The sequence below is a fragment of the Acidocella aromatica genome (genome assembly GCF_014201825.1).
Classification (GTDB): domain Bacteria; phylum Pseudomonadota; class Alphaproteobacteria; order Acetobacterales; family Acetobacteraceae; genus Acidocella; species Acidocella aromatica.
Window position 1 is genome coordinate 140,651 of sequence record NZ_JACHFJ010000004.1, and the last position, 23,557, is coordinate 164,207.

Genomic DNA, 23,557 nt, shown 5'->3' on the forward strand with positions numbered 1-23,557 from the left:
GGCGGCTAAAAAGCCGTCGCCACCCGCAGCTCCACGGCGCGGTTCACCGGCCCGCCATGCACCAGCACATCGTACTCGCCGTTCAGCATCACCTGCCAATGCGGAGAGACGTAAGAGGATAGTCCGAGGAAGACCTGGCTCTCTTCGGTTCTGCTGCCGGAATCCAGCGTTGCGCCGTTTTGCAGGCGGTAAACCTGCTTGCCGCCGAGGGACTGGTAAAACCCTGGCGTGATTGTGGCGAGGGTGGCCGGGTAGAACTGGAAAGGCAGGAATACACGGAACTCGCCTTCGGGCTGCTGGTGCAACCGTGCCGGCACCGTGCTGGCCGGTCGGATAGGCCCATAGGCTAGGTAGTCGTTGGCGTAGAGGGCGGGCGAGACCACCCCCGCGCCGTTATTGTCGCTGAAGATATACAGCTCGCCCCAGACTTCGATGGACAGGTTCCGCCCCTGCGGCGAGCCTAGCAACGTGGTGCGGAACCCCGCCTCGCTCTCGAAGGTCCACATATTCTTCGTATAGTTCAAGGTCGCCGTCTTGTCGTAGCTGCCGATTGGCGGGTCGAACCACTGGCCCAGCACCAGATAGGTGCCGTTTTTGTCGTTGGCATAGGGGAAGAGGAACGCGCCCAGATTGGGTTGGGCAAGGCCGTCGCCATGGCGGAGGCGCGCGCGCCCCGAGCCAAGGCCGGGCAGGTTGGGGGTGCCGATTTCCTGCGGGCCGAGAAAGTTAGTGTACACCTGATACAGCTGCACTCCGCCGACCATGCCGGCGACATTGAAGGTGTGGATGTAGCGGATGGCCTGGACATCGATCGAGACGCGCGTGTTCTTGCCGTAGCCGTTTCCGCGCACGGGGGCGAACTCTCCGGCGCCGTCGAGCACGTTGTAATAGAGCAGGATATTGATGTTGGCCGGAGGTTGGACGGCATCCCCCGGCAAGGGGACGGAGGCCCGCGCGGCTTGTCCACCCAGGCATAGCGCAACACTTGCGCCCAGCAGAACGACGCGCCGTAATACCCCCCACATAAGCCTGTCCCTTGTGATGTTGTGATCCTGGCAGGACGCCGGATGTATATAGTTACTTGTCAAAGAGTGCTTATGAGATTGTCAATAGAATTGACAGGCGAATAACAATTTTGCCGGCTGGGCGGCGGCGGATCCCAGCGTTGCGTTTCGCCTCAAAGCCCTGGTAGCTAGGCGCGTGAAACCGATCCAGAAAATCGCAGCTGGGAGCGTCGCGGTCGGGGCCCTGGTGTTTGCCGGCAAGATGCTGGCGGCAAAAGTCAGTGGCGGTACTGCCTTGCTTTCGGACGCTCTGGAAGCCCTTGTGAACGTGGCGTCCTCCGCGCTGGTCATCGTTACCATTCATGTCGAGCCGACTGAGAAGGCCAAGCAAGAGGGCGCGCTGGTGCCTTGAGGCCCGCATGACCGCCTCTCAGCGGACCCGGCCGCTTGCCCCGGAGATACGGGCGCAGAAAACAGGCCTGCGTGCCTGGGGCGATGCCCGCTTTCCCCGTCTCAGCTTGCCTTTGTCCTATGATTGGGAGGCGGGGATCGTGTCCGCCGGGTTGCATGTGGCGACCTTGGTGCTGGTATTGGCGCTGGTGGTGCTGCGCCTGCCGCCGCCACCCGACGAGTCGGTGGTCGAGGTGATCCCCGAAGCCCCGCCGCAAGGTGAGGCCCAGCCCCAAGCCACGCCGCCCGTGCCGCAACCGCCGCAGCCCAAGCTCACGGCCAGCATGGCCCAGACGCCAGACGATGCATTGCCGCTTCCGCCGCCCGCCGCGCCGCCACGTCCGGTACCGCCACGCCCCACGCCGCAGCCCCAGGCCCGCACCCAGGGCAGCCATGTTCCGGCACCGCATCGCGGCACGCAGGAGGTGCGGATCACTCGCCCGGCCTCACCCGATGCGAGCAATGTTGTGCCCGATTACAGCGAGCAGGCCCGCATGGCGGGCGAGCAGGGCGAGGTGCATTTCGTGGTGAGCATCACGCCCTGGGGCAGCGTGAACAATGTCAGCGTCACCGGCAGCAGCGGCTATCCCGACCTCGACGACAGCGTGCGCATGGCGGCCCTTCAATGGCATTTCCACCCGGCCCAGATCAACGGCAAGCCGGTGGCTTCCACGCTGAAGCTCTGGGTACGCTTCGAGCCGCAATAGCGCGAAAGACGCCGCTTGTTAGAAAAAGCGGCACCAAAAATTCTGTGACTTTGGGCCGAAGCCACAAAAAAAGGGCCCCGTTTGGGGCCCTTTTGGTTTTATGCCGCGTCGTCAGACCGGCGCTCGGCCTTCTTGCGGTCATGCGGGTTCAGATAGCGCTTGCGGATGCGCACGGCGGACGGGGTAACCTCCACCAGCTCGTCGTCCTCGATGTAGGCAATCGCCTGTTCCAGCGACATCTTGCGGGGCGGCACCAGCAGCAGCGCCTCGTCCTTGCCGGCGGCGCGGATGTTGGTCAGCTTCTTCTCGCGCACCGGGTTTACGTCGAGGTCGTTTTCGCGGCTATGTTCGCCGAGAATCATGCCCACATAGACCTTCTCGCCGGGGCTCACGAACAGCACGCCGCGGTCCTGCAGGGAGAACAGAGAGTACTGCACGGCCTCGCCATCCTCGGAGGAGATCAGCGCGCCATTGCGGCGGCCTTCGATCTTACCCTTCCAGGGGCCGTAACCGGCGAACAGGCGGTTCATCACGCCGGTGCCGCGCGTGTCGGTCAGGAACTCGCCGTGATAGCCGATCAGGCCGCGCGACGGGATCTTGAAGGTCAGGCGCTGCTTGTCGCCGCCGGAGGGGCGGATGTCGGACAGCTCGCCCTTGCGGCGGGACATCTTCTCGACGACGGCGCCGGCATAGGGCTCGTCCACGTCGATCAGCACTTCCTCATACGGCTCCTCGCGCTCGCCGGTTTCCTCGTTGAGGCGCGTCAGCACGCGGGGGCGGCCGATGGTCAGCTCGAAGCCCTCGCGGCGCATGGTCTCGATGAGCACGCCGAGCTGGAGTTCGCCACGGCCGAACACCTCGAAGGCGTCGCTCTCGGTGGAGGCGACCACCTGAATGGCGACATTGCCCTCGATCTCGCTGAACAGACGGTCGCGGATCTGGCGGGAGGTAACCTTCTTGCCCTCGCGGCCGCCGAGCGGACCGTCGTTGATGCGGAAGGTCATGGAGAGGGTCGGCGGATCGATCGGGGTGGCGGGCAGGGGCTCGGCCACTTCCGGTGAGCAGATGGTGTAGGGGATGGTGGCGTCGGTCAGACCGGCCACGGCGACGATGTCACCGGCGGAGACCTCGTCCACCGGCACGCGCTCCAGCCCGCGGAAGGAGAGCAGCTTGGTCAGACGGCCGGTCTCGACGACCTTGCCATCCAGGCCCAGCACCTTCACCGGCATGTTCACGGTCGCCTTGCCCTGCTCCACGCGCCCGGTCAGCACGCGGCCGAGGAAGGTGTCGGACTCCAGAATGGTGGCAACCATGGCGAAGGGCGCGTCCACGTCCAGGTTCGGGGCGGGAACATGGCTCAGGATCAGGTCGAAGAGCGGGGTCAGGCTCTCGCGCGGGTCGTCCAGATTGGCGACAGCCCAGCCCTGGCGGCCCGAGGCGAACAGCATGGGGAAGTCCAGCTGCTCCTCGTTCGCGTCCAACGAGGCGAACAGGTCGAACATCTCGTTATGCACGTCGTCCGGGCGGGCATCGCCACGGTCGATCTTGTTCACCACCACGATCGGCTTCAGGCCGCGCGCCAGCGCCTTGCCGAGCACGAACTTGGTCTGCGGCAGCACGCCCTCGGCGGCGTCCACCAGGATCACGGCGCCATCCACCATGCTCAGGATGCGCTCCACCTCACCGCCGAAATCGGCGTGGCCAGGGGTGTCAACGATGTTGATGCGCGTGTCCTTCCACACCACCGAGGCAACCTTCGCCAGAATGGTGATGCCGCGCTCCTTTTCCAGGTCGTTGCGGTCGAGCGCACGCTCGGCCACGGCCTGGTGGGCGGCGAAGGCGCCGGACTGCTTCAGCAGCTGGTCGGTAAGCGTGGTCTTGCCATGGTCGACGTGTGCGATGATGGCAATGTTGCGAATTTTCGGCGCGGACATACAGAAACTACCCAATGGCTAGCCCAAGCCGAATCACGGGGCGTTTGCCCCGCAATTCGGTTTGGGCGGTGAGATTTGCGCACGGCATAGCGATATTGCCGCGCAAAAGCGAGGGTTAATTGCACATGGGCGCAATGTGGCATCGTTGCGGCTGTGGTTTTTGGGGCGGTTAAGGGTTAAAGCCCTGTCATCTGGGTATGGCTTCACCGGGAGATGCGGTGCGTAGACTATTGTTGTGCATAGGTGTTGCGGCTGCCATGGGGGGCTTCGCATGGGCGGACACCCCGCCCGGCGCCGCCTGCACCACCGCGGGCCACGAAGCCGAGCAGGAAGGGGCGTTGCCCGCCAATCTGCTGCTCTCCATCGGCATGGTGGAAAGCGGCCACCCCGACCCCGCGACCGGCCACATGACCCCCTGGCCCTGGACCGTGAATGCCGATGGCAATGGCCAGTATTTCCCCACCAAGGAGGCCGCGATGGCCTTCGTGCGCTTCGCCCAGGAATCGGGCGCGCGGGATATCGATGTCGGCTGTTTCCAGATCAGCCTGGAGAGCCACCCGGATGCCTTTGCCTCGCTGGACGAGGCTTTTGACCCCGCGAAAAACGCCGCCTACGCCGCGCGCTTCCTCTCCGCGCTGAAAGGGCGGACCGGCTCCTGGACCACCGCGATCGCCGATTACCATTCCGCCCTGCCGGATTTGGGCTTGCCGTATCAGCGCTTGGTGCTGGCGGCGTGGAAGCGCATGGGCAACATGCCGTTCAATTTCACCGCCGACGTGCAGGAGGCCAGCTACATCCCGCCGCCGGATAACGTGGCGATCATCCAGTCGGCCGCGGCGAAGCGTATCCATGTGTACACCTCCAGCCAGCCAATGGACGCGGCTTGGCGCCCCGGCCTGCCGCATGTGTACGAAGGCGATTAGCAATAAAAAAGGGCCCCGTTTGGGGCCCTTTTCCGTTGTCGTGGATCAGATTTCCAGCAGCAGGCGGCGCGGATCCTCCAGGGACTCCTTGACGCGCACCAGGAAGGAGACAGCCTCGCGGCCGTCGATGATGCGGTGGTCGTAGGACACGGCCAGATACATCATCGGGCGAATCACCACCTGACCATTCAGGGCCACCGGGCGCTCCTGGATCTTGTGCATGCCCAGGATGGCGGACTGTGGCGGGTTGATGATCGGGGTGGACATCAGTGAGCCGTACACGCCACCATTGGTGATGGAGAACGTGCCGCCGGAGAGCTGTTCCAGCTTCAGCGTGCCCTCTTTCGCCGCCTTGGCGAAGCCGGCGATCTCAGCCTCGATCTCGGCGATGGACTTCTGCTCGGCATCGCGGATCACGGGCACCACGAGGCCGGAGGCGCCGCCAACGGCGATGCCCATGTTCACGAACTTCTTGTAGACGATCTCGTCACCGTCGATCTCGGCGTTCACAGCCGGGAACTCGGCCAGCGCGGCGCAGACAGCCTTCACGAAGAAGCCGTTGAAGCCCAGGCGGATGCCCTTGTGCTTCTTCTCGAAGGTCTCCTTGTACTCGGAGCGCAGCGCCATGATCGCGCTCATGTCCACCTCGTTGAAGGTGGTGAGCATGGCGGCGGTGTTCTGCGCGTCCTTCAGGCGGGCGGCGATGGTCTTGCGCAGGCGCGTCATCTTCACGCGCTCTTCGCGGACATCGGCCACGCGCGGGGCTTTCGGCGCGGCAGCGGCCGGGGCGGCGGCGGGCTTGTTCAGGAACTCAAGCACATCGCCCTTGGAGACGCGGCCATCCTTGGCGGTGCCCTGGATGGCGCCAGCGGCGATCTTGTTTTCCTCGATCAGCTTCGCCGCGGCGGGCAGCGGGGCGGCGCCGGGGCGGGCCACCGGGCCGGGGGCGGCCTGCGGCGCATGCACGCCGGCGGCGGCCACCGGGGCCGGGGCGGCGGCGGGCTTGGCGGCGGCGGCGCCGACGTCAACGCGGCCCAGCAGGGCGCCCACTTCCACTTCCGCACCTTCCGGGGCGATGATCTCGGACAGCACGCCAGCTTCCGGCGCGTTGACCTCAACGGTCACCTTGTCGGTCTCCAGCTCCACCACGGGTTCGTCGGCGGCAACGGCGTCACCGGCCTTCTTGATCCAGCGCGCGATGGTCGCGCTGGTCACGCTCTCGCCCAGTGTGGGGACTTTGATATCGGCGGCCATAGCTACTCCTGATTACTGCTTGTTGACTTCGCGATTTCAGATAACGTCAGACGCTCAGCGCCTCGTTGACCAGAGCGGCCTGCTCGGCGGCGTGCACCTTGGCCAGACCCGTGGCGGGCGAGGCGGCGGCGGCACGGCCCACATAGCGGGGACGCTTGGCGGCGTTGTTCAGGCAGGTCAGCACACCCTCGATCCGGCGATCGACAAAGGTCCAGCCGCCATTGTTCTCCGGCTCCTCCTGGCACCACACGACTTCGGCGTTGGTATACGCCTCGATCGCGGCTTTCAGGTTCTTCACGGGGAACGGATAGAACTGCTCCAGGCGCACGATGGCGACATCCTTGATGCCGCGCTCACGGCGCTCGGCCAGCAGGTCGTAATACACCTTGCCGGAGCAGATGACGACGCGCTTGACCTTCTCCGGCGCCACCAGCTCGTCGGTCTCGGGGATGACGAACTTGAAGCTGGAGCCCGGCGCGAACTCGCTGAGGCTGGAGACGCACAGCTTGTGGCGCAGCAGCGACTTCGGCGTCATCAGCACCAACGGCTTGCGGAAGTTCCGCTTCAGCTGGCGGCGCAGCGCGTGGAAGTAGTTGGCCGGAGTGGAGATGTTGCACACCGCCATGTTGTTCTCGGCGCAGAGCTGCAGATAGCGCTCCAGGCGGGCGGAGGAGTGCTCCGGCCCCTGGCCTTCGCTGCCATGCGGCAGCAGCATCACCAAGCCGCACATACGCAGCCACTTGGTCTCGCCCGAGGCGATGAACTGGTCGATCAACACCTGTGCGCCATTGGCGAAGTCGCCGAACTGCGCTTCCCACAACACCAGCACGTTCGGGTCGGACACCGCGTAGCCGTATTCAAAGCCCAGCACGCCGTATTCGGAGAGCAGGGAGTTGAAGATCTCGATATGCGCCTGGTCGGGGCGGATATTGTTCAGCGGGGTGTATTCGTTCTGGTTGGTCTGGTCGATCAGCACGGCATGGCGCTGGCTGAAGGTGCCGCGCTGGCAGTCCTCGCCGGAGAGACGCACGCGGTGGCCATCGAGCATCAGGGTGCCGAAGGCCAGCGCCTCGCCGGTTGCCCAGTCGATGCCTTCGCCGGTCTCGATCGCATGTTTCTTGGCTTCGAGCTGGCGGGCGATCTTCGAGTTGAGGTCGAAGTTCTCGGGCGGGCGGGAGATGGCGGCGCCGACTTCCTTGAGCTGCTCGAGCGACGCGGAGGTCACTTCCTCCTGGCGCTCAGCCTCCTCATCGGCCTGCTTCAGGCCGGCCCAGTGGCCTTCCAGCCAGTCGGCCTTGTTCACCTTATAGTCCTGAGCGCCCTTATAGGCGTCTTCCAGGGTCTGGATGTAATCATCCACCATGGCCTTCGCCTCATCGGCGGTGACGCTGTTTTCCTGGATCAGGCGCTCGGCATACAGGGCGCGGGTGGTCTTCAGCGCCTTGATCGCCTTGTACATGATCGGCTGGGTGAATGCCGGCTCTTCGTTTTCGTTATGGCCGTGGCGGCGGTAGCAGACGAGGTCGATCACAACGTCCACGGCGAATTCCTGGCGGAACTCGGCGGCCAGCTTGGTGGCGAACACCACGGCTTCCGGGTTGTCGCCATTCACATGCAGGATTGGCGCCTGCACGGCCTTGGCGACGTCCGTGCAGTACAGGCCGGAGAAGGCATGCGCCGGAACGGTGGTGAAGCCGATTTGGTTATTGACGACGAGATGGATGGAACCGCCGGTGCGATAGCCGATGAGCTGGCTCATCGCCAGGGTCTCGTACACCAGGCCCTGGCCGGCGAAGGCGGCGTCGCCATGCATGATGATGGCCATGGCGGATTTGCGGGTGCGGTCACCCGCCATGTCCAGGCGGGCGCGGATCTTGCCGACCACCACCGGATCCACCGCCTCGAGATGCGAGGGGTTGGGCTGCAGCGAGAGATGGACCTTGTTGCCGTTGACGACGATGTCGGTGGAGGTGCCGAGATGGTATTTCACGTCGCCGGAGCCCTGCACGTCATCGGGCTTGGCGGAGGCGCCGCCGAACTCGGCGAAGAGCTGCACCAGCGGTTTCTTGACGATGTTGACCAGGGTGTTGAGGCGACCGCGATGCGGCATGCCGATGGCGATTTCGCGCACGCCGGCATTGGCGGCGGTCTCGATGATGGAGTGCAGCGCCGGGATGGTGCTCTCGCCGCCTTCCAGGCCGAAGCGCTTGGTGCCGACAAAGCGGCGCTGGCAGAAGTTCTCGAAGCTGTCGGCCTCGGTGAGCTGGTTCAGGATCTTGGCCTTGGCCTTGGCGTCGAAGGCGTTGAGCCAGGGCGCGCCCTCGATGCGGCGCTGGATCCAGCTCTTCTGGGCCGGGTCCTGGATATGCATGAACTCGACGCCAATTTCGCCGCAATAGCTCTTGCGCAGCGCGGCGATAACCTCGCGCAACGTCGCGGTCTCGAAACCGAGCACGCCGTCGATGAAGATCGGGCGGTCCATGTCGGCGGCGGTAAAGCCGTAAGTGGCGGGGTCGAGCTCGATATGGTGGCCGGGCTGCTTCAGCCCCAGCGGGTCGAGCTGCGCTTCCAGATGGCCGCGCACGCGGTAGGCACGGATCAGCATCAGGGCGCGGATGGAATCGAGCGTGGCGGCGCGGGTTTCGGCCGGGGAGGTGGTGGACTTGGCGGGCTTGGCCGCGCCTTCGGCCTCATCAGGACCGAAAGCCTTCGGACGCGGGGCCCAGGAGGCGCCGGTGGCATCCATCATGATGGAGCGCGTTTCGTCGTCCAGCGCAGCAAACAGGGCGGCGAAATCCGGATCAACGGAGTTAGGCGCTTCAACCCATTTGGCATAAAGCTGGGCAATGAACTGGGCATTCGCGCCATTCATCGCGGTGGCAATCACATCTACACCGGCCATACCTGTTCCTCACATTTACAATGCTCCCGCCCGGTGAGGCGGGTGGACCGGGGAGTTCACGGCAGCACGGCGAAGTCTCCCCATCCGCGCCGCATATAAGCCCACTAGGGTTATGATGCCGTTATCCAAGTTAAAGGGGCAGGGTTGTTCACCGTGCATGGTTGCCGGTGTTTTCCCCGCCCCTTCAAGGATTTAGCCCTTCAAAGCCTTAACCATGGTGCTGCCAAGCGAAGAAGGACTATCAGCCACGAAAATTCCGGCCTCCTTCATCGCGGCGATTTTGGCAGCAGCAGTGTCCTTACCGCCGGAGATCACGGCGCCGGCATGGCCCATGCGGCGGCCCGGAGGCGCGGTGGCGCCGGCGATGAACCCGACGGTCGGCTTCTTGATCTTGTGGCGGGCCAGGAACTCGGCCGCGTCGATCTCGGAGGGGCCGCCGATCTCGCCGATCATGATGATCGCCTGGGTCTCATCGTCGTGCAGGAACAGGTCCAGCACTTCGATGAAGTCGGTGCCCTTCACCGGGTCGCCGCCGATGCCCACGCAGGTTGACTGGCCGAGGCCAGCGGCGGTGGTCTGCGCCACGGCCTCATAGGTGAGAGTGCCGGAGCGGGAGACGATGCCAATGGAGCCGCGCTTGTGGATGTGGCCGGGCATGATGCCGATCTTGCACTCGTCCGGGGTGATCACGCCCGGGCAGTTCGGGCCGACGAGGCGGGACTTGGAGCCGCAGAGGGCGCGCTTGACCTTGACCATGTCCAGCACCGGGATACCCTCGGTGATGCAGACGATCAGCTCCACGCCCGCGTCGATCGCCTCCAGGATGGAGTCGGCGGCGAACGGCGGCGGCACGTAGATGGCCGAGGCGTTGGCGCCGGTTTTGGCCACGGCCTCCTCAACGGTGTTGAACACCGGCAGGTCCAGGTGCTTGGTGCCGCCCTTGCCGGGGGTCACGCCGCCGACGACCTTGGTGCCGTAGGCCAGAGCCTGCTCGGAGTGGAAGGTGCCCTGAGCGCCGGTGAAGCCCTGGGTGATGACCTTGGTTTCTTTGTTGACGAGAATGGCCATTACGCGGCTTCCTTCACGGCTTTGACGATTTTCTCAGCGGCATCGGCCAGGTTGTCGGCCGGGATGATGGGCAGGCCGGACTTCGCCATGATGTCCTTGCCGAGCTGCACGTTGGTGCCCTCGAGGCGCACCACCAGCGGCACGGAGAGCGAGACCTCGCGCGCCGCGGCGATAACGCCCTCGGCGATGACGTCGCAGCGCATGATGCCACCGAAGATGTTGACCAGGATGCCCTCGACGTTCGGATCCGAGAGGATGATCTTGAACGCCGCCGTCACGCGCTCCTTGGTGGCGCCGCCGCCGACGTCCAGGAAGTTCGCGGGCTCGGCGCCGTAGAGCTTGATGATGTCCATGGTCGCCATGGCCAGGCCCGCGCCATTCACCATGCAGCCGATGTTGCCATCGAGCGCCACATAGGAGAGCGAGTGCTTGTTGGCTTCCAGCTCCTTCGGGTCTTCCTCGCCCTCGTCGCGCAGCGCCTCGATCTCGGGGTGGCGGTACAGGGCGTTGTCGTCGAAGGACACCTTGGCGTCGAGCGCGTAGATCTCGCCAGCGCCGGTCACGACCAGCGGGTTGATCTCGATGATTGCCGCGTCCAGCGCCACATAGGCGTTGTACATGGCGGTGATGAACTTGCCGAAGGTGGCGATCTGCTTGCCTTCGAGGCCCAGGCCGAAGGCCAGCTTGCGGGCATGGAAGCCGGAGATGCCGGAGGCCGGGTCAACCGGGGCGCGCAGGATCTTCTCGGGGTGGTGCTCGGCGACTTCCTCGATCTCCATGCCGCCCTCGGTGGAGGCCATGATCACGATCTCGGACACCGAGCGGTCGATCAGCAGGGAGAGGTACAGCTCGCGCTTGATGTCGCAACCCGCTTCCACATACACGCGGCGGACCAGGCGGCCGTGCGGGCCTGTCTGCTTGGTGATCAGCGTGTGGCCGATCATCGCGCTCGCGGCGTCACGCACTTCGTCGAGGGTCTTGGCCAGGCGCACACCGCCCTTGCCATTCGGGTCTTCCTTGAACTTACCGGCGCCACGGCCACCGGCGTGGATCTGGGACTTCACCACATAAATAGGACCGGGGAGCTTCTTCGCGGCTTCGACCGCTTCTTCGGGCGTCCAGGCAACATGCCCATCGAGAACCGCGACGCCATAGGCCTTCAGCAGTTCTTTGCCCTGGTATTCATGTATGTTCATGTACGTTCAGCCTACCTGTTTCTTGGGTTAAAGGGGCGTCGCAGGGGGTGCTACTATCATTCATGGAGCGCAGCAAGCACTTGGCTGCATGGCAAAAACCACGAGCCCCGAGTGAATGCATTTTATGTCAGGTGTTATGCCGGGTCGCCGGGGGTGCTATGTCAGGTGCGGCAAAGCGAGATAGGTCTCGCTTTGCATTTCCTCCAGGCGCGATGCCGTACGTTCAAAGATCTGCGCTCCTTCGCCGGAGCGATACAGCTCATCGGGGAAGGCGGCGGCGGAGGCGTAGAGCTTCACCCGGTGCTCGTAGAGCGCGTCGATCAGCGTGACGAAACGCCGGGCCTCGTCGAAATTATCCGGCGAGAGTCGCGGAACGCCGTCGATCACCAGGGTGTGATAATGCGTGGCCAGAGCGAGGTAGTCGCCCGGCCCCAGCGCCACGCCGCACAAGGCATGGAAGTCGAACCGCGCGGCTCCGGCCCCGGCCAGCGGCACGGTAAGCTTGCGGCCCTGGATCGTCAGCGTGTCAGCCCGCACTTTGTCGCCTTCGGTCAGTGTGCTGAAGACCTTGTCCAGCGCGGCGTCGGCCCGGCTGTCGGCGGGCACGTACCACGCGCGCAGGCCGTGCAGGCGCCCGCGCCGGTAATCCTGCGCCGACTCCAGCACCAGCACGTCGAGTTTCTGCTTGATGAGCGCAATAAAGGGCAGAAAGGCATCGCGTCCCGGCTTACCTTTATAAAGGTCATCGGGGATCGTGTTGGAGGTGGCGACCACCACCACATGGCGGGCGAACAGCGCCTCGAACAACCGGCCCAGGATCATCGCGTCCACGATGTCGTGCACCTGGAATTCGTCGAAGCAGAGCAGGGCGGCTTCCCCCGCGATCTCGTCGGCCAGCGGGGGGATCGGGTCCGAGATCTCGGGATGCGCGCGCTTGATGGCGTGGAAGCGCCTATGCGTCTGCTGCATGAATTCGTGGAAGTGGATGCGTTTTTTGCGCGGCACTTCCGCCGCCTCGAAGAACAGATCCATGAGCATGGATTTGCCGCGCCCCACCTCGCCGACGATATACAGCCCGTTCGGGTGGTCCTGGGTTTCATCCACTGGCTTGCGGCGCAGCAGGCGGCTGAGGAAGCCGCTATTGCTCGTGGAGGGCAGGGGGGAGGGATTGTAGCCGCGCAGCTTGCTCCACAAATCCTGTAACCGCTCGGCAGCGGCGGCCTGGGCCGGGTCGTAAACGATGGTGCCGGCGGCAATGCGGGCGCGGTAGGCCGGAATCACGCCGGTCACGGTGGAGGAGGCGCTGGACATTCCGCGGCGATACTGCAACCGATTGTGCGGAGCAACACGGGAAAACTGTCACTCGCGCGGGGTTGATGCGCAAATTTTAACGGCGCATTGATGTCGGAGCAGGAGTTTTGCTAGGGATGCAACCTATGGATGTGCTAGATTTCGAGGCGCTGCGTGCCACACGGGTGTCTAACGACCCGTTCGCGCATATCCTGTTGCCGCGTTTTGTGAAGCCCGAGGCGCTGCAGGCCGTATTTGCAGCATTGCCGCCAATGAAAGGGCGGGGAAGCTTCCCCATCGAGGCGCTGAAGCTCGCCCCCGCCGCCAAGGCCGCCATCGCCGGACTGCAGAGCGAGACGTTCCGCGAGATCGTGGCTGAGAAATTCGGGCTCGACCTGAAGGGCGCGCCCTCCATGACCACGCTGCGCGGCAATTCCGGTGAGCAGGATGGACAGATCCACACCGATTCCTTGGCTAAGCGCGTGACCATCCTGCTGTATCTGAACCCCAGCAACGGTGCTGCCTGGGCCCGGCGGGAAGGCTGCCTGCGCCTGCTGCGCGGGCCGGACGACCTGGAGAACTACGCCGCCGAGGTGCCGCCGGTGGACGGCACGCTCCTCGTCTTCCCCAACGGCCCGACCACCTGGCATGGGCACAAGCAGTATATAGGTCAGCGCTACGTGGTGCAGATGAACTACATGACCACCAGCGCCAAGGCGAAGGCCGAGATGCGCCGGCACCATCTCTCGGCGTTCATCAAGCGCCTTACCCGGGCGGCCTGAGCAGATGCTGGCTGGAAAAAAAGTCGCTGTCATCCTCCCCGCCTATAATGCGGCGCGCACGCTGGAGCGCACCGTGGCGGAAATCCCGCGCGACATCGTGGACGATGTGATCCTTACCGACGACGGCAGCAAGGACGAGACGGTGGCCCTCGCGCGCCGGCTCGGGCTGCACACGCTGGTGCATGAGAAGAACCGCGGATATGGCGGCAACCAGAAGACCTGCTACGAAGAGGCCCTGGCGCGTGGCGCGGATATCGTGGTGATGCTGCACCCCGATTATCAGTATTCGCCGAAGCTGGTGGCGGCCATGGCCTCCATGATCGCCTCGGGCCATTACAACGCGGTGCTGGCTTCGCGCATTCTCGGGCGCGGGGCGCTCAAGGGCGGCATGCCGTTCTACAAATACATCGCCAATCGTGGACTTACTTTCGTCGAGAATATCCTGCTTGGGCTGAAACTCTCCGAATACCATACCGGCTACCGGGCGTGGTCGGCGGCGCTGCTGCGCGCTTTGCCCCTGGAGCGCTGCTCGGACGATTTCGTGTTCGATAACGAGATGCTGGCCCTGGCCCGGTGGCATAATGCCGAGATCGGCGAGATCTCCTGTCCCACGCGCTATTTCGCCGAGGCCTCCTCGATCAATTTCCGCCGCTCGGTGGTGTATGGGCTGGGCGTGCTGCGCACCGCGCTCACCTACCGGCTGGCGCGCTGGGGGTGGCGGCAAGACCCGCTCTTCGCCGATGCGGGTTAAGGTCCTCGTGCTGCTGGCGGTCGTGGCGCTCTCCCTGGGGGTGAGCGTGCTGGCCGGGCCGCGCATTGCGGGAGCCGTGGTAGCGGGAGCGGACAGCCTGCGCGCGCTGGGGGCGCTGGGGCTCGTCCTGTTCTGCGGCGCTGCGTTTGTTTTCGCGCTCGTGGGCATCGTGCCGGGCGGGCTGATCGGCATCGCGGCTGGCGTGGTGTTCGGGGTGGTTGCCGGATTCGCCGCCAGTGCCGCTGGGGTCATGGCCGGGGCGGTGACGGCTTTTGCGCTGGCACGCGGCGTGGCGCGGCCCTGGGCGCAGGCGCTGCTGCGCCGCGGTGGGTTTCTCGCCCGGCTGGACGGCGCCGTCTCCGCCGAAGACTGGCGGCTGGTGGCGCTGCTGCGTGTGTCGCCAGTCATGCCGTTCTGCCTCACCTCCTACGCGCTGGGGCTCTCCGGCGTCTCGCCGCGCCATTACATGATGGGAACTCTGGCCTCGCTGCCGGCCTTGTTCGGCTACGTCGTCATCGGTGCGCTGGGCGGCTGGGGGACGCGCCTGCCCGCCGGGCCCGAGCGCTGGTTGCATACCGCCTTGCTACTGGTCGGTGCCGTGGCCACGCTGGCGCTCGCCTGGTATCTGGGACGGTTGCTGGCGCGGGTTTTAGCGGTTTCACCAGCGCAAAAACCCGTTTAGGGTAGCGGCAATGCTGACAGATTTGCCCAATGTCCTGACCTTGTCCCGGATCGGCGCGATCCCCCTGCTGGTGCTGCTGGCGGCATTGCGCGGGCCGCTGCCCGATTTTCTCGCCGCGCTGGTGTTCACCCTGGCCGGGATCACCGATTATCTAGACGGCTACCTTGCCCGCGAGCGCAAGCAGCTTTCCGATTTTGGCCGCATGCTCGACCCTATTGCCGACAAGTTGCTGGTAGGCGCCACGCTGATGGCTCTGGTCGGCTTCGGGCGGCTACCGGCCTACGGGCTGTACCCGGCCATTGTCATCATGCTGCGCGAGATTCTGGTCTCGGGCCTGCGTGAATATCTGGCCGAGATCCGCGTTGGCCTGCCGGTGACAAAGCTCGCCAAATGGAAGACCGGCGTGCAGATGGTCGCCCTAGGCCTGCTGCTGCTGGGCGGCGATGGCGCGCGCGTCATGGGCCTGGGTTCCCTGCCGATGGACTGGATCGGCGGCACGCTGCTCTGGCTTGCCGCGGCGCTGACCCTGATTACCGGCTGGGACTACCTCACCGCCGGGCTGCGGCATGCTGGCGTCGGCGTGGATGCCTGAGAGCGCCGCGGGCTTTCTCACACTGCTTTGCCCCCATCCCCAAGGAGACGGAAGTTTGCGAATATCCCTGGCCGTGGGCCTGTTGCTGGTTCTCTCCGGCTGTGCCAGCGAGCGGCATTTCGCCGCTCATTCCCTGTGGCCGTTCGGCAACCCCAACGCCCCGGCCACCACCAGCGAGACGGCGCAGCGCGCCCTGGGACATGACGTGACCCTCGCCCCGCTGCAACCGCAGCCCGGCGATGTCTGGCCCGGCCCCGTGCAGCCGATGCCGACGCTGAGCCAGGTCCAGAAATATTCGAACCTGCCGCTCGGCCAGGGCTATACGCCGTCCTTGCCGTCGCCTTATCCGCCCGGCGAGGAGCCGAAGGATAACGGCAAGTCCGAAAGTCCCACTGATGGCCAACTCTACAACACAGTGAACGGCGCGCCGCAGGTGGTGCCCGCCGTACCGGGCGACGCAAGATAACCCCAGCCCCGGCCACGCGGCGGCAGGATTTGCCCCCCGGGCCGGACCGGCTATAGGAGCGCCATCATGGACCTGAAGCAACATATTCGCGGTATTCCGGATTTCCCCAAACCGGGGATCCTTTTCTATGACATCTCGACCCTGCTGCGGCACGCCGATGCCTGGCAGGTGGCGATGGGCCGTCTGGCCAACGTGGTGCGCGCCTATCACCCCACCGTGCTGGCGGGCGTTGAGAGCCGCGGCTTCCTGCTTGCGGCCCCGCTGGCGTTGAAGCTGGGCTGCGGCTTCGTGATGCTGCGCAAGCCGGGCAAGCTGCCGGGCGCCACCGTGGGGCTGGACTACGCGCTGGAATACGGCACGGACCGGATCGAGATCCAGGCGGACGCCATCGAGCCCGGCGCGCGCGTTGTCGTGGTGGATGATCTTCTCGCCACCGGTGGCACCATGGCGGCGGGGATCCAGCTGCTGCAGAAGGTGGGGGGCGATGTGGTCGCCGCCGCGTCGCTCATCGAGCTGACCTTCCTGGGCGGCCGTGACAAGCTGGACGTGCCGTTCGAGGCGCTCGTTCAGTACGACAATTGACGAAACCGGGGGTTCCCCTAATGTCCGCCGCCAGGAAACGCGGAAAGGTGGAATGCTGAAACGCCGGGATATGTTCACCGGATTGGCGCTCGCCGCCATGCTGGCGCGCAAGGGGTGGGCCGACAATGTGTCGGTCACCGTTGCCGCGCCGCCGCTGACCCTGCTCGTCGCCGGGCCGGACGGCCAGCAGACCAGCCGCTGGGGCGATGCCTGCGCGCTCGCCATGTCCGGCTGTTTCCCCGGCAATCCGGCCATAAATACCATGACGGTCGGCGGGCTGGACGGCGTGACCGGCGCCAACCGGCTGGACGCCCTGGTGGTGCCCGACGGCAAGACTGCCGCCATCCTACCCGGCGTGGCGCTCATCGCTTTCCTCTGCGGCGACAGCCGCGTGCATTTCGACCCCACGCGCTGGACCCCGCTGCTCGCGGGTGGCAATTCCGGCGTGCTGATGGTTCGCGCCGCAGGCGGCGTGAAGCCTGATCTCAACCTGCTCAAATCCATGGCCCCGCTGCGCCTGGGCGCGGATTCGCCGCAGAGCGCCGATCTCGCGGCGCTGCTGGCGCTGGCGCGAATCGGCGTGGCCACCGCCCCGGTGTTCGGCCTGCGCGATACAGCCGCCAAAACCCGCGCCTTCATCGCGGGCGAGGTGGATGCGGTGTTCATCAGCGGTGAGGGCGTGCCAGAGGATCTGGCACCGCTCTCCGCCTCGGGCGCCGTACCGGCCTTCAGCCTTGGTGCCATGGATGCCAGCGGCCGTGTCGCCGCCGATCCGCTCTTTCCCAGCCTGCCCGACGCCCTCGCCTTCGGCCCCGGCACAGAACCATTCCTGGATGCAGCCTACGCCGCCGCCGCCGTTGCCGCGCGGCTGGATTTCCTGCTGGTGCTCCCGCGCCTGACCGACGCCAATTCCGTGGCGCAATGGCGCAAGGCGGCCACGACCGCCAGCACCACGCCAGGGCTTTCCGCCGCCGCCGATGCCAGCGCCATCAGCCTGCAACCCGCCCCGGTGCTGGCTGCAGCCCTGGCCGCGCTCAGCCTGCCGGTGGACGCTCAGGTTAGCCTGCAAACCTTCCTCGCCAAGACCTATGGCTGGCAGCCAAGCTAACCTTGGCGAAGCCGGCTAAAACCTATGTCTGCTCCGCCTGCGGCAGCGTCTTCCCGAAATGGGCGGGGCGGTGTGAGGCCTGTGGCGAGTGGAACACGCTGGAGGAGCAGATTGTTCCCAAGGCTCTGCCGGGCGGGCTGAAGGACGGCGCGCGGCAGGCCGGAAAGATCGAGTTCGTCGGGCTGGAGGGCATCTCCCCACCGCCGCCCCGCGTGCCCACCACTATCGCGGAGTTCGACCGTGTGCTCGGCGGCGGGCTGGTTCCCGCCTCGGTGGTGCTGGTCGGCGGCGATCCGGGCATCGGCAAATCCACCCTGCTGCTCCAGGCGGGGGCGGCTTTGGGCCGGGCAGGGCGGGAGGTCGTGTATATCTCCGGCGAAGAATCCGTGGACCAGATCCGCCTGCGCGCGCGCAGGCTGGGCCTCACGCAATCGCCCATGCATCTCGCCGCCGCGACCCAGCTGGGGGACATCCTGGCCAGCCTCGCGCAATTCCCCAAGGCGGCGCTGGTGGTCATCGACTCCATCCAGACCATGTGGACCGAGGGCGTGGACTCCGCCCCCGGCTCGGTCACGCAAGTGCGCGCCGCCGCTTTCGAGCTGATCCGCGCCGCCAAGACGCAAGGCTTCGCGCTCATGCTGGTCGGGCATGTCACCAAGGAGGGCAACATCGCCGGGCCGCGCGTGCTGGAGCACATGGTGGACGTGGTGCTGCATTTCGAGGGCGATCGCGGCCATCAGTTCCGCATCCTGCGCGGCATCAAGAACCGCTTCGGCGCGACCGACGAAATTGGCGTGTTCGAGATGACCGGCTCCGGCCTCTCCGAGGTCGCCAACCCCTCGGCGCTGTTCCTGGCCGAGCGGCGGGGCAATGTCTCGGGCAGTGCAGTGTTCGCGGGGCTGGAGGGCTCGCGCCCCGTGCTGGTGGAAATCCAGGTGCTGCTCGCCCCCAACCCGGGCGGCTCGCCCCGGCGTTCGGTCATCGGCTGGGATTCCGGGCGGCTCTCCATGCTGCTCGCGGTGCTGGAGACGCGCTGCGGGCTGAAGCTCGCCATGAACGACGTGTACCTGAACGTGGCGGGCGGGCTGCGCGTGGGCGAACCGGCGGCGGACCTCGCCGTGGCGGCGGCGCTGATCTCGGCGGCATCCGACGTGCCGACCAGCCCGGAAATGGTGTTCTTTGGCGAGGTCGGGCTCTCCGGCGAACTGCGCCAGGTGGCGCAGACGGAGCTGCGCCTGAAGGAGGCGGCGAAGCTCGGCTTCGCTCGCGCGGCGGCGCCGAAGCGCGTGGCGGGCGGGACTGCAAAAATTTCTGTACCGAAATCGCTGGGACTGGTTGAAATTGGGCACCTGACCGACCTTGTTGGGATCATCGCGGCCGGGGTAAAACCAGGGCGTAACGAGGAGAATTGATGACCTGGATCGATGCCGCCGCGCTGGTGGTGGTGCTGCTTTCCGCGGCAATTTCGATGGTGCGCGGCTTTGTGCGTGAGGTTCTGGGCGTAGGCGCCTGGGTGGGCGCCGCCTTCGCGGCGGTGAAGCTCTACCCGCTGGCGCAGCCCGAGATCGCCTCCATCCTGCCCGCGAGCATGAAGAACTTCGTGATCTACGGCGCCATGGCCGTGGTGTTCCTGATCGTGCTGATCGTGCTCAGCTTGGTCAGCGCGCTTATTGGCGGTCTGGTGCGGGACTCGGCGCTCTCAGGGCTGGATCACAGCCTTGGGCTGGTGTTCGGCGCGGTGCGCGGGGCGTTGGTGGTGTGCGTCGCTTACGTCGCGCTTTCGGTGGGCGTGGCGCAGCCGCAATGGCCCGATCCGGTGGTGAAGGCGCGCTTCCTGCCGATGGCCTATCAGGGCGCGAAGGCGCTGGTTTCCCTGCTGCCTGGCACCTATCAGCCAAAGGTGGACCCGCTGCCCGGCAGTCCCGCCCCGGCAGCCGCCACGCTGATGCAGCAGCCCGTCGCGGGCAGCGCATTGCAAACATATTAAACACGGCGGTGGCACTTTTTTGCGCAGCCGCCTCGACATCACGGCGGTGCGCGAGTAGTTGACGCGCGCGTAGGCTTGGAGGTTGGGCCCGATGATTGATGATGACAAGCTGCACGAGGAGTGCGGCGTTTTCGGCGCCTGGAATGTGGCGGATTCGGCGGCGATTACTGCGCTGGGCTTGCATGCCCTGCAGCACCGCGGCCAGGAGGCGACCGGTATCGTGACGCATGATGGCGTACGGTTCCATTCCCATAAGGGGCTTGGTCTGGTCGGCGACAATTTCGGCGATGCCAAGGTGATGGCGAGCCTGCCCGGCACCCGCGCCATCGGGCATAACCGTTATGCCACCTCGGGCGAGACGGTGCTGCGCAACGTGCAGCCGCTCTTCGCGGAGTTCGAGTTCGGCGGGCTGGCGGTCGGCCATAACGGCAACTTGACGAACGCCAACACGCTGCGCCGCGCGCTGGTGCGCCGGGGCTGCCTGTTCCAGTCCACCATGGACTCCGAGGTGTTTGTCCACCTCATCGCCATATCGCTCTACTCCAACGTCATCGATCGTCTGATCGACGCGGTGAAGCAGGTTATCGGCGCGTACTCGCTGGTGGCGCTGACGCAGGAGCAGCTCATCGGCGTGCGCGACCCGTTGGGCGTGCGCCCGCTGATCCTGGGCCGCACCCATGGAGCGGACGGCAAGACCGGCTGGGTGCTGGCCTCCGAGACCTGTGCGCTGGAAATTGTGGGCGCAGAGTTCGTGCGCGACGTGGAGCCGGGCGAGATCGTCATTATCGACGACAGGGGGGTGCAGAGCATCAAGCCCTTCACCCCGCAGCCGCCGCGCTTCTGTGTGTTCGAGTACATCTATTTCGCCCGGCCCGACTCCGTGATGGAGGGAACCTCGGTCTATACCGCGCGCAAGATGATCGGCGCCCAGCTGGCCAAGGAAGCCCCGGTTGAGGCCGATGTGATCGTGCCGGTGCCCGATTCCGGCGTGCCCGCCGCCATGGGCTTCGCCGAGGCTTCGGGAGTTGCCTTTGAGCTTGGCATCATCCGTAACCATTACGTGGGCCGGACCTTCATTGAGCCCACCGACCAGATCCGCCATCTGGGCGTGCGTCTCAAGCACTCCGCCAACCGCGCGATGATCGAGGGCAAGCGTGTGGTCTTGGTGGACGACTCGATCGTGCGTGGCACCACCTCGCAGAAGATCGTGGAGATGGTGCGCCAAGCCGGTGCGGCCGAGGTGCATTTGCGCATCGCCGGCCCGCCGACCTCTTATTCCTGCTTCTATGGCATCGATACGCCCGAACGCAGCAAGCTGCTGGCCGCGCGCAACAGCGTCGAGGAAATGGCCAAGCTGATCGGCGCGGACAGCCTCGCGTTCATTTCCATCGACGGTCTTTACCGGGCGCTCGGAAAGCCTGGGCGAGATGCCGCATCGCCGGCTTTCTGCGATGCCTGCTTCACCGGCGATTACCCGATCGACCTGACCGACAACAACGAGCCGCGCGACAACCAGCCGAGCCTGCTGGCCGAAACGAAGTAACATGGACGATATCGCCGCCTATCTCTGGGTGGCTCTGGGCGGCGCTCTCGGCAGCGTCGCCCGTTATGCTTTGGGCAATGCCATGACGCTCGCCCTGGGTGCCTCGTTTCCCTGGGGTACGCTGCTCATCAATGTGCTCGGCTCCTTCGTCATCAGCTGCTTCGGCACCATCGCCAGTGCGCAGGGGCGATTCCCATTGCCGTTAGAAGCCCGACTCTTCGTGACCGTAGGTGTTTGCGGCGGATTCACCACTTTTTCTTCTTTCAGTTTGCAAACGGTTGAACTGGCCCGCAACGGCCATACCGGCCGTGCTGTTTTTTATGTCATTGCGTCAGTGATTTTATGTCTGCTTGCCTGCGCTTTGGGCGTGTCTGTCGCACAAGCAGTAAACGCCCCGCGTCAAGGCTGAACCGTTTAAGATTTTGTGTCATTTGCGCCACACAAATGCTGCAAAGTTATAGGGTTGCGCTTTTTGCCTAGTACCGATGCCTTTTTGGCGGTTAGAAATATAGTCGTTACCCTTTTAGCCCTCCACGGCAGAGATCCTGAATGTCTGGGGAGTGGTGGGCGGGGTCCTGTTATCAGTCGCATTCAAAATGCGCGTAGAGGAGACTTATATATGCGTCGTCATCTTCTTGGCCTCGGCTTCGCGGCCGCGTCCTCCCTCCTGGCCCTGCACGCTGCCCACGCCATGACGGCCCCGCAGCCCATCACCATCGATGGCGGCCCGCTCGGCAACCTGGAAATCAGCGGCGGCGTTGACGGTTACGGCTATGTCATGAGCAACACGCCGAATGGCATCCAGTCCAACGGCTTCAACATCAGCTCCGGCATCCTGAACATCCAGAAGACCACTGGCATTGTGCAGTTCACCATTGAGCTGGGCGCGAACTCCTTCCAGGTTCTGGGCGCCGAGGCTTACGACAGCAAGGGCCATATCGCCAACGCCTCCATCACCCAGTTCCCGACCGGCCCGCTCTATGAGGGCTACATCACCATTGCCCCGCCGAATTCCCCGGTCACCGTCTCCGCTGGTATGCTCCCCTCCGTCGAAGGTTGGGAATATGGCGCCGACTACTATAACGCCGTGCAGCTCGAGACCCTGCTGTACTACGTGCAGAACAACAACGCCCGTGGCGTTGAGGCGACCCTGACCGAAGGGCCGTTCTCCGCCACCGTGCAGTTCGGTGACTCCACCGACTCCGGCGTGTGGAACACCCTCCAGGCCCTGTTGAGCTACAAGTTCAACGCTAACAACGTGCTGAACGTGTATGGCGCCTACAACCTCGGCAAGACCGGCCCGAACACCTACATGTACGCGCTGCCTAGTGGTGGTAAGCAGCCGAACGGCATCACCGGTTGGGGTAATGCCTATGCCAACAACGCTCTGATCGGCGCCTATTACAACTACACCCTGGGCAACCTGAGCTTGGTGCCGGAGATCCAGTACACCTATGCCCGTCCGGATCGTCAGATCGGCATTACGGGCGAGTCCAGCACCTTCGGTGCCGCCCTGTTCGGCGACTATACCTTCGGCACCTCCCCCTACTCTCTGGGTGGCTGGGTTGAGTATTTCGACTCTCATGCCGCGGCGAATGCGTCGACGGTGCCGGGTCAGACCCCGACGACCTACACCTGGGCGATCAGCCCGAACGCGGAAGCCATCGGCCTCGCCGTTGCGCCGACCTGGCAGTACAAGAACCTGTTTGCTCGTGCGAACGCTGGTTACATCTACCTGCTGCACACCAAGGGGTCTGACGGTGTCTCCTACCAGCCTTACTCCGGCAGCCATGGCCAGTTCACCGGCACGCTGGAAGCCGGTCTGCTGTTCTAATCTGGCGCTCAGCCAAAACGGAAAAGGCCGGGGAATTTCCCCGGCCTTTTTATTGCCTGAACGGTGTTAGTTTATTTGGAAACCTGCGCCAGCCAGTCGGGCAGGTTATAGTAATTCGTGACGCGGGCGATCTTACCGTCGCGGATGGAAAAAAACGCCCCACCTGGCAGCACATATTTCTGCCCATGTGCCACGGGCATGCCATGCCCGGCTTCCAGATACTCGCCATGCACCAGGTATTCCGCCGCGGCGCGGGTGCCGCTCTTATCGGCCAGTACCACGATATCGGTGAGCCGTTCACGGTAGCAGCGGCTCATCTCCTCCAGAAACACGGCGAAGGCCGCCTTGCCGGTTTCGCTGCCGGATTGGTTGATGTCGTGTTTCACATCGTCGGTGAGCAGACTCAGCATCGCCGCGGTGTCGCCGTTGTTGAAGGCGGCATAATAGGCGTTGATGAGCTGATGGACGGTCTCGGTCATGTTTTTTCCTTTCTGGAATAACC

General features: G+C 64.9%; 23 protein-coding genes. 15 read left to right on the forward strand and 8 right to left on the reverse strand.

All coding sequences use genetic code 11. The features are described from left to right. Window positions 1-5 precede the first annotated feature (5 nt). Window positions 6-1,025, reverse strand: coding sequence for a transporter (locus HNP71_RS06890; RefSeq protein ID WP_183266150.1), 1,020 nt, complete (start codon window positions 1,023-1,025; stop codon window positions 6-8). A 175-nt stretch (window positions 1,026-1,200) separates the two neighbouring features. On the opposite strand from HNP71_RS06890, the gene HNP71_RS06895 reads away from it, so the two are divergent. Together HNP71_RS06895 and HNP71_RS06900 are read left to right on the forward strand one after the other, a co-directional pair. Further along, the gene (locus tag HNP71_RS06895; RefSeq protein ID WP_183266151.1) at window positions 1,201-1,416 is read left to right on the forward strand and encodes a hypothetical protein; all 216 of its coding nucleotides are present in this window, start codon (window positions 1,201-1,203) and stop codon (window positions 1,414-1,416) included. A gap of 7 nt (window positions 1,417-1,423) precedes the next feature. Continuing rightward, window positions 1,424-2,161 (forward strand): energy transducer TonB, encoded by a 738-nt coding sequence (locus tag HNP71_RS06900; RefSeq protein WP_183266152.1) that lies wholly within the window; start codon window positions 1,424-1,426, stop codon window positions 2,159-2,161. A gap of 98 nt (window positions 2,162-2,259) precedes the next feature. Here HNP71_RS06900 and typA read toward each other — a convergent pair whose 3' ends face one another. Further along, window positions 2,260-4,095: a translational GTPase TypA gene (typA, locus tag HNP71_RS06905; RefSeq protein ID WP_183266153.1), complete on the reverse strand. Its 1,836-nt coding sequence runs from the start codon at window positions 4,093-4,095 to the stop codon at window positions 2,260-2,262. Window positions 4,096-4,352: 257 nt separating this feature from the next. Between typA and HNP71_RS06910 the strand changes: the two genes are divergently transcribed. Continuing rightward, on the forward strand, window positions 4,353-5,018 hold the full coding sequence (locus HNP71_RS06910; RefSeq protein WP_183266154.1) for a transglycosylase SLT domain-containing protein: 666 nt from the start codon (window positions 4,353-4,355) through the stop codon (window positions 5,016-5,018). 45 nt (window positions 5,019-5,063) lie between these two features. Here the strand turns inward: HNP71_RS06910 and odhB are convergent, their stop codons facing one another. The 5 genes from odhB to zapE all read right to left on the reverse strand — a co-directional run bounded on the left by odhB (window position 5,064) and on the right by zapE (window position 12,749). Further along, the gene (gene odhB / locus HNP71_RS06915) at window positions 5,064-6,272 is read right to left on the reverse strand and encodes a 2-oxoglutarate dehydrogenase complex dihydrolipoyllysine-residue succinyltransferase (RefSeq protein ID WP_183266155.1); all 1,209 of its coding nucleotides are present in this window, start codon (window positions 6,270-6,272) and stop codon (window positions 5,064-5,066) included. 46 nt (window positions 6,273-6,318) lie between these two features. After that, a complete protein-coding gene (locus HNP71_RS06920; protein ID WP_183266156.1) occupies window positions 6,319-9,174 on the reverse strand; it encodes a 2-oxoglutarate dehydrogenase E1 component in 2,856 nt (951 codons plus the stop codon). A 192-nt stretch (window positions 9,175-9,366) separates the two neighbouring features. After that, window positions 9,367-10,242: a succinate--CoA ligase subunit alpha gene (sucD, locus tag HNP71_RS06925; RefSeq protein ID WP_183266157.1), complete on the reverse strand. Its 876-nt coding sequence runs from the start codon at window positions 10,240-10,242 to the stop codon at window positions 9,367-9,369. Beyond that, window positions 10,242-11,438, reverse strand: a complete 1,197-nt coding sequence (sucC, locus tag HNP71_RS06930; RefSeq protein ID WP_183266158.1) for an ADP-forming succinate--CoA ligase subunit beta — start codon at window positions 11,436-11,438, stop codon at window positions 10,242-10,244. Before sucC ends, sucD begins: the two co-directional genes overlap by 1 nt. A 156-nt stretch (window positions 11,439-11,594) precedes the next feature. Beyond that, on the reverse strand, window positions 11,595-12,749 hold the full coding sequence (gene zapE / locus HNP71_RS06935; RefSeq protein WP_183266159.1) for a cell division protein ZapE: 1,155 nt from the start codon (window positions 12,747-12,749) through the stop codon (window positions 11,595-11,597). Window positions 12,750-12,865: 116 nt separating this feature from the next. Here zapE and HNP71_RS06940 point away from each other — a divergent pair, with 116 nt between their 5' ends. The 12 genes from HNP71_RS06940 to HNP71_RS06995 all read left to right on the forward strand — a co-directional run bounded on the left by HNP71_RS06940 (window position 12,866) and on the right by HNP71_RS06995 (window position 23,055). Next, on the forward strand, window positions 12,866-13,510 hold the full coding sequence (locus tag HNP71_RS06940; protein ID WP_183266160.1) for a 2OG-Fe(II) oxygenase: 645 nt from the start codon (window positions 12,866-12,868) through the stop codon (window positions 13,508-13,510). A gap of 4 nt (window positions 13,511-13,514) precedes the next feature. Next, complete coding sequence (locus HNP71_RS06945) at window positions 13,515-14,261, forward strand: glycosyltransferase family 2 protein (RefSeq protein WP_183266161.1); 747 nt, start codon at window positions 13,515-13,517, stop codon at window positions 14,259-14,261. Continuing rightward, window positions 14,251-14,943 carry a TVP38/TMEM64 family protein gene (locus tag HNP71_RS06950; protein WP_183266162.1) on the forward strand — a complete coding sequence of 231 codons (693 nt, stop codon included), beginning with the start codon at window positions 14,251-14,253 and terminating at the stop codon, window positions 14,941-14,943. The genes HNP71_RS06945 and HNP71_RS06950 overlap by 11 nt, the downstream gene beginning before the upstream one ends. A gap of 10 nt (window positions 14,944-14,953) precedes the next feature. Continuing rightward, window positions 14,954-15,535 (forward strand): CDP-diacylglycerol--glycerol-3-phosphate 3-phosphatidyltransferase, encoded by a 582-nt coding sequence (gene pgsA, locus HNP71_RS06955; RefSeq protein ID WP_183266163.1) that lies wholly within the window; start codon window positions 14,954-14,956, stop codon window positions 15,533-15,535. A 55-nt stretch (window positions 15,536-15,590) separates the two neighbouring features. Continuing rightward, complete coding sequence (locus HNP71_RS06960; protein ID WP_183266164.1) at window positions 15,591-16,001, forward strand: hypothetical protein; 411 nt, start codon at window positions 15,591-15,593, stop codon at window positions 15,999-16,001. 66 nt (window positions 16,002-16,067) lie between these two features. Further along, window positions 16,068-16,583: an adenine phosphoribosyltransferase gene (locus HNP71_RS06965; RefSeq protein ID WP_183266165.1), complete on the forward strand. Its 516-nt coding sequence runs from the start codon at window positions 16,068-16,070 to the stop codon at window positions 16,581-16,583. A gap of 52 nt (window positions 16,584-16,635) precedes the next feature. Continuing rightward, the gene (locus tag HNP71_RS06970) at window positions 16,636-17,691 is read left to right on the forward strand and encodes a hypothetical protein (protein WP_183266166.1); all 1,056 of its coding nucleotides are present in this window, start codon (window positions 16,636-16,638) and stop codon (window positions 17,689-17,691) included. Between the two features lie 2 nt (window positions 17,692-17,693). Further along, window positions 17,694-19,103 (forward strand): DNA repair protein RadA, encoded by a 1,410-nt coding sequence (radA, locus tag HNP71_RS06975; RefSeq protein WP_183266167.1) that lies wholly within the window; start codon window positions 17,694-17,696, stop codon window positions 19,101-19,103. Continuing rightward, window positions 19,103-19,678, forward strand: coding sequence for a CvpA family protein (locus HNP71_RS06980; RefSeq protein ID WP_183266168.1), 576 nt, complete (start codon window positions 19,103-19,105; stop codon window positions 19,676-19,678). The genes radA and HNP71_RS06980 overlap by 1 nt, the downstream gene beginning before the upstream one ends. Before the next feature lie 91 nt (window positions 19,679-19,769). Further along, window positions 19,770-21,221 (forward strand): amidophosphoribosyltransferase, encoded by a 1,452-nt coding sequence (gene purF, locus HNP71_RS06985; RefSeq protein WP_183266169.1) that lies wholly within the window; start codon window positions 19,770-19,772, stop codon window positions 21,219-21,221. A gap of 1 nt (window position 21,222) precedes the next feature. Continuing rightward, a complete protein-coding gene (gene crcB, locus HNP71_RS06990; protein WP_221246669.1) occupies window positions 21,223-21,630 on the forward strand; it encodes a fluoride efflux transporter CrcB in 408 nt (135 codons plus the stop codon). A gap of 210 nt (window positions 21,631-21,840) precedes the next feature. Further along, the gene (locus HNP71_RS06995) at window positions 21,841-23,055 is read left to right on the forward strand and encodes a porin family protein (protein ID WP_183266170.1); all 1,215 of its coding nucleotides are present in this window, start codon (window positions 21,841-21,843) and stop codon (window positions 23,053-23,055) included. 71 nt (window positions 23,056-23,126) lie between these two features. Here the strand turns inward: HNP71_RS06995 and HNP71_RS07000 are convergent, their stop codons facing one another. Next, a complete protein-coding gene (locus tag HNP71_RS07000) occupies window positions 23,127-23,534 on the reverse strand; it encodes a ketosteroid isomerase-related protein (RefSeq protein WP_183266171.1) in 408 nt (135 codons plus the stop codon). Window positions 23,535-23,557: the final 23 nt, after the last annotated feature.

Excerpts from the sequence above, each read along its gene's own strand:
- HNP71_RS06890 (WP_183266150.1), bottom strand. The coding sequence starts at position 1,025 with ATGTGGGGGGTATTACGGCGCGTCGTTCTGCTGGGCGCAAGTGTTGCG.
- HNP71_RS06900 (WP_183266152.1), top strand. The coding sequence starts at position 1,424 with ATGACCGCCTCTCAGCGGACCCGGCCGCTTGCCCCGGAGATACGGGCG.
- typA (WP_183266153.1), bottom strand. The coding sequence starts at position 4,095 with ATGTCCGCGCCGAAAATTCGCAACATTGCCATCATCGCACACGTCGAC.
- HNP71_RS06910 (WP_183266154.1), top strand. The coding sequence starts at position 4,353 with ATGGGGGGCTTCGCATGGGCGGACACCCCGCCCGGCGCCGCCTGCACC.
- odhB (WP_183266155.1), bottom strand. The coding sequence starts at position 6,272 with ATGGCCGCCGATATCAAAGTCCCCACACTGGGCGAGAGCGTGACCAGC.
- HNP71_RS06920 (WP_183266156.1), bottom strand. The coding sequence starts at position 9,174 with ATGGCCGGTGTAGATGTGATTGCCACCGCGATGAATGGCGCGAATGCC.
- sucD (WP_183266157.1), bottom strand. The coding sequence starts at position 10,242 with ATGGCCATTCTCGTCAACAAAGAAACCAAGGTCATCACCCAGGGCTTC.
- sucC (WP_183266158.1), bottom strand. The coding sequence starts at position 11,438 with ATGAACATACATGAATACCAGGGCAAAGAACTGCTGAAGGCCTATGGC.
- zapE (WP_183266159.1), bottom strand. The coding sequence starts at position 12,749 with ATGTCCAGCGCCTCCTCCACCGTGACCGGCGTGATTCCGGCCTACCGC.
- HNP71_RS06940 (WP_183266160.1), top strand. The coding sequence starts at position 12,866 with ATGCAACCTATGGATGTGCTAGATTTCGAGGCGCTGCGTGCCACACGG.
- HNP71_RS06945 (WP_183266161.1), top strand. The coding sequence starts at position 13,515 with ATGCTGGCTGGAAAAAAAGTCGCTGTCATCCTCCCCGCCTATAATGCG.
- HNP71_RS06950 (WP_183266162.1), top strand. The coding sequence starts at position 14,251 with ATGCGGGTTAAGGTCCTCGTGCTGCTGGCGGTCGTGGCGCTCTCCCTG.
- pgsA (WP_183266163.1), top strand. The coding sequence starts at position 14,954 with ATGCTGACAGATTTGCCCAATGTCCTGACCTTGTCCCGGATCGGCGCG.
- HNP71_RS06965 (WP_183266165.1), top strand. The coding sequence starts at position 16,068 with ATGGACCTGAAGCAACATATTCGCGGTATTCCGGATTTCCCCAAACCG.
- HNP71_RS06970 (WP_183266166.1), top strand. The coding sequence starts at position 16,636 with ATGCTGAAACGCCGGGATATGTTCACCGGATTGGCGCTCGCCGCCATG.
- HNP71_RS06980 (WP_183266168.1), top strand. The coding sequence starts at position 19,103 with ATGACCTGGATCGATGCCGCCGCGCTGGTGGTGGTGCTGCTTTCCGCG.
- purF (WP_183266169.1), top strand. The coding sequence starts at position 19,770 with ATGATTGATGATGACAAGCTGCACGAGGAGTGCGGCGTTTTCGGCGCC.
- crcB (WP_221246669.1), top strand. The coding sequence starts at position 21,223 with ATGGACGATATCGCCGCCTATCTCTGGGTGGCTCTGGGCGGCGCTCTC.
- HNP71_RS06995 (WP_183266170.1), top strand. The coding sequence starts at position 21,841 with ATGCGTCGTCATCTTCTTGGCCTCGGCTTCGCGGCCGCGTCCTCCCTC.
- HNP71_RS07000 (WP_183266171.1), bottom strand. The coding sequence starts at position 23,534 with ATGACCGAGACCGTCCATCAGCTCATCAACGCCTATTATGCCGCCTTC.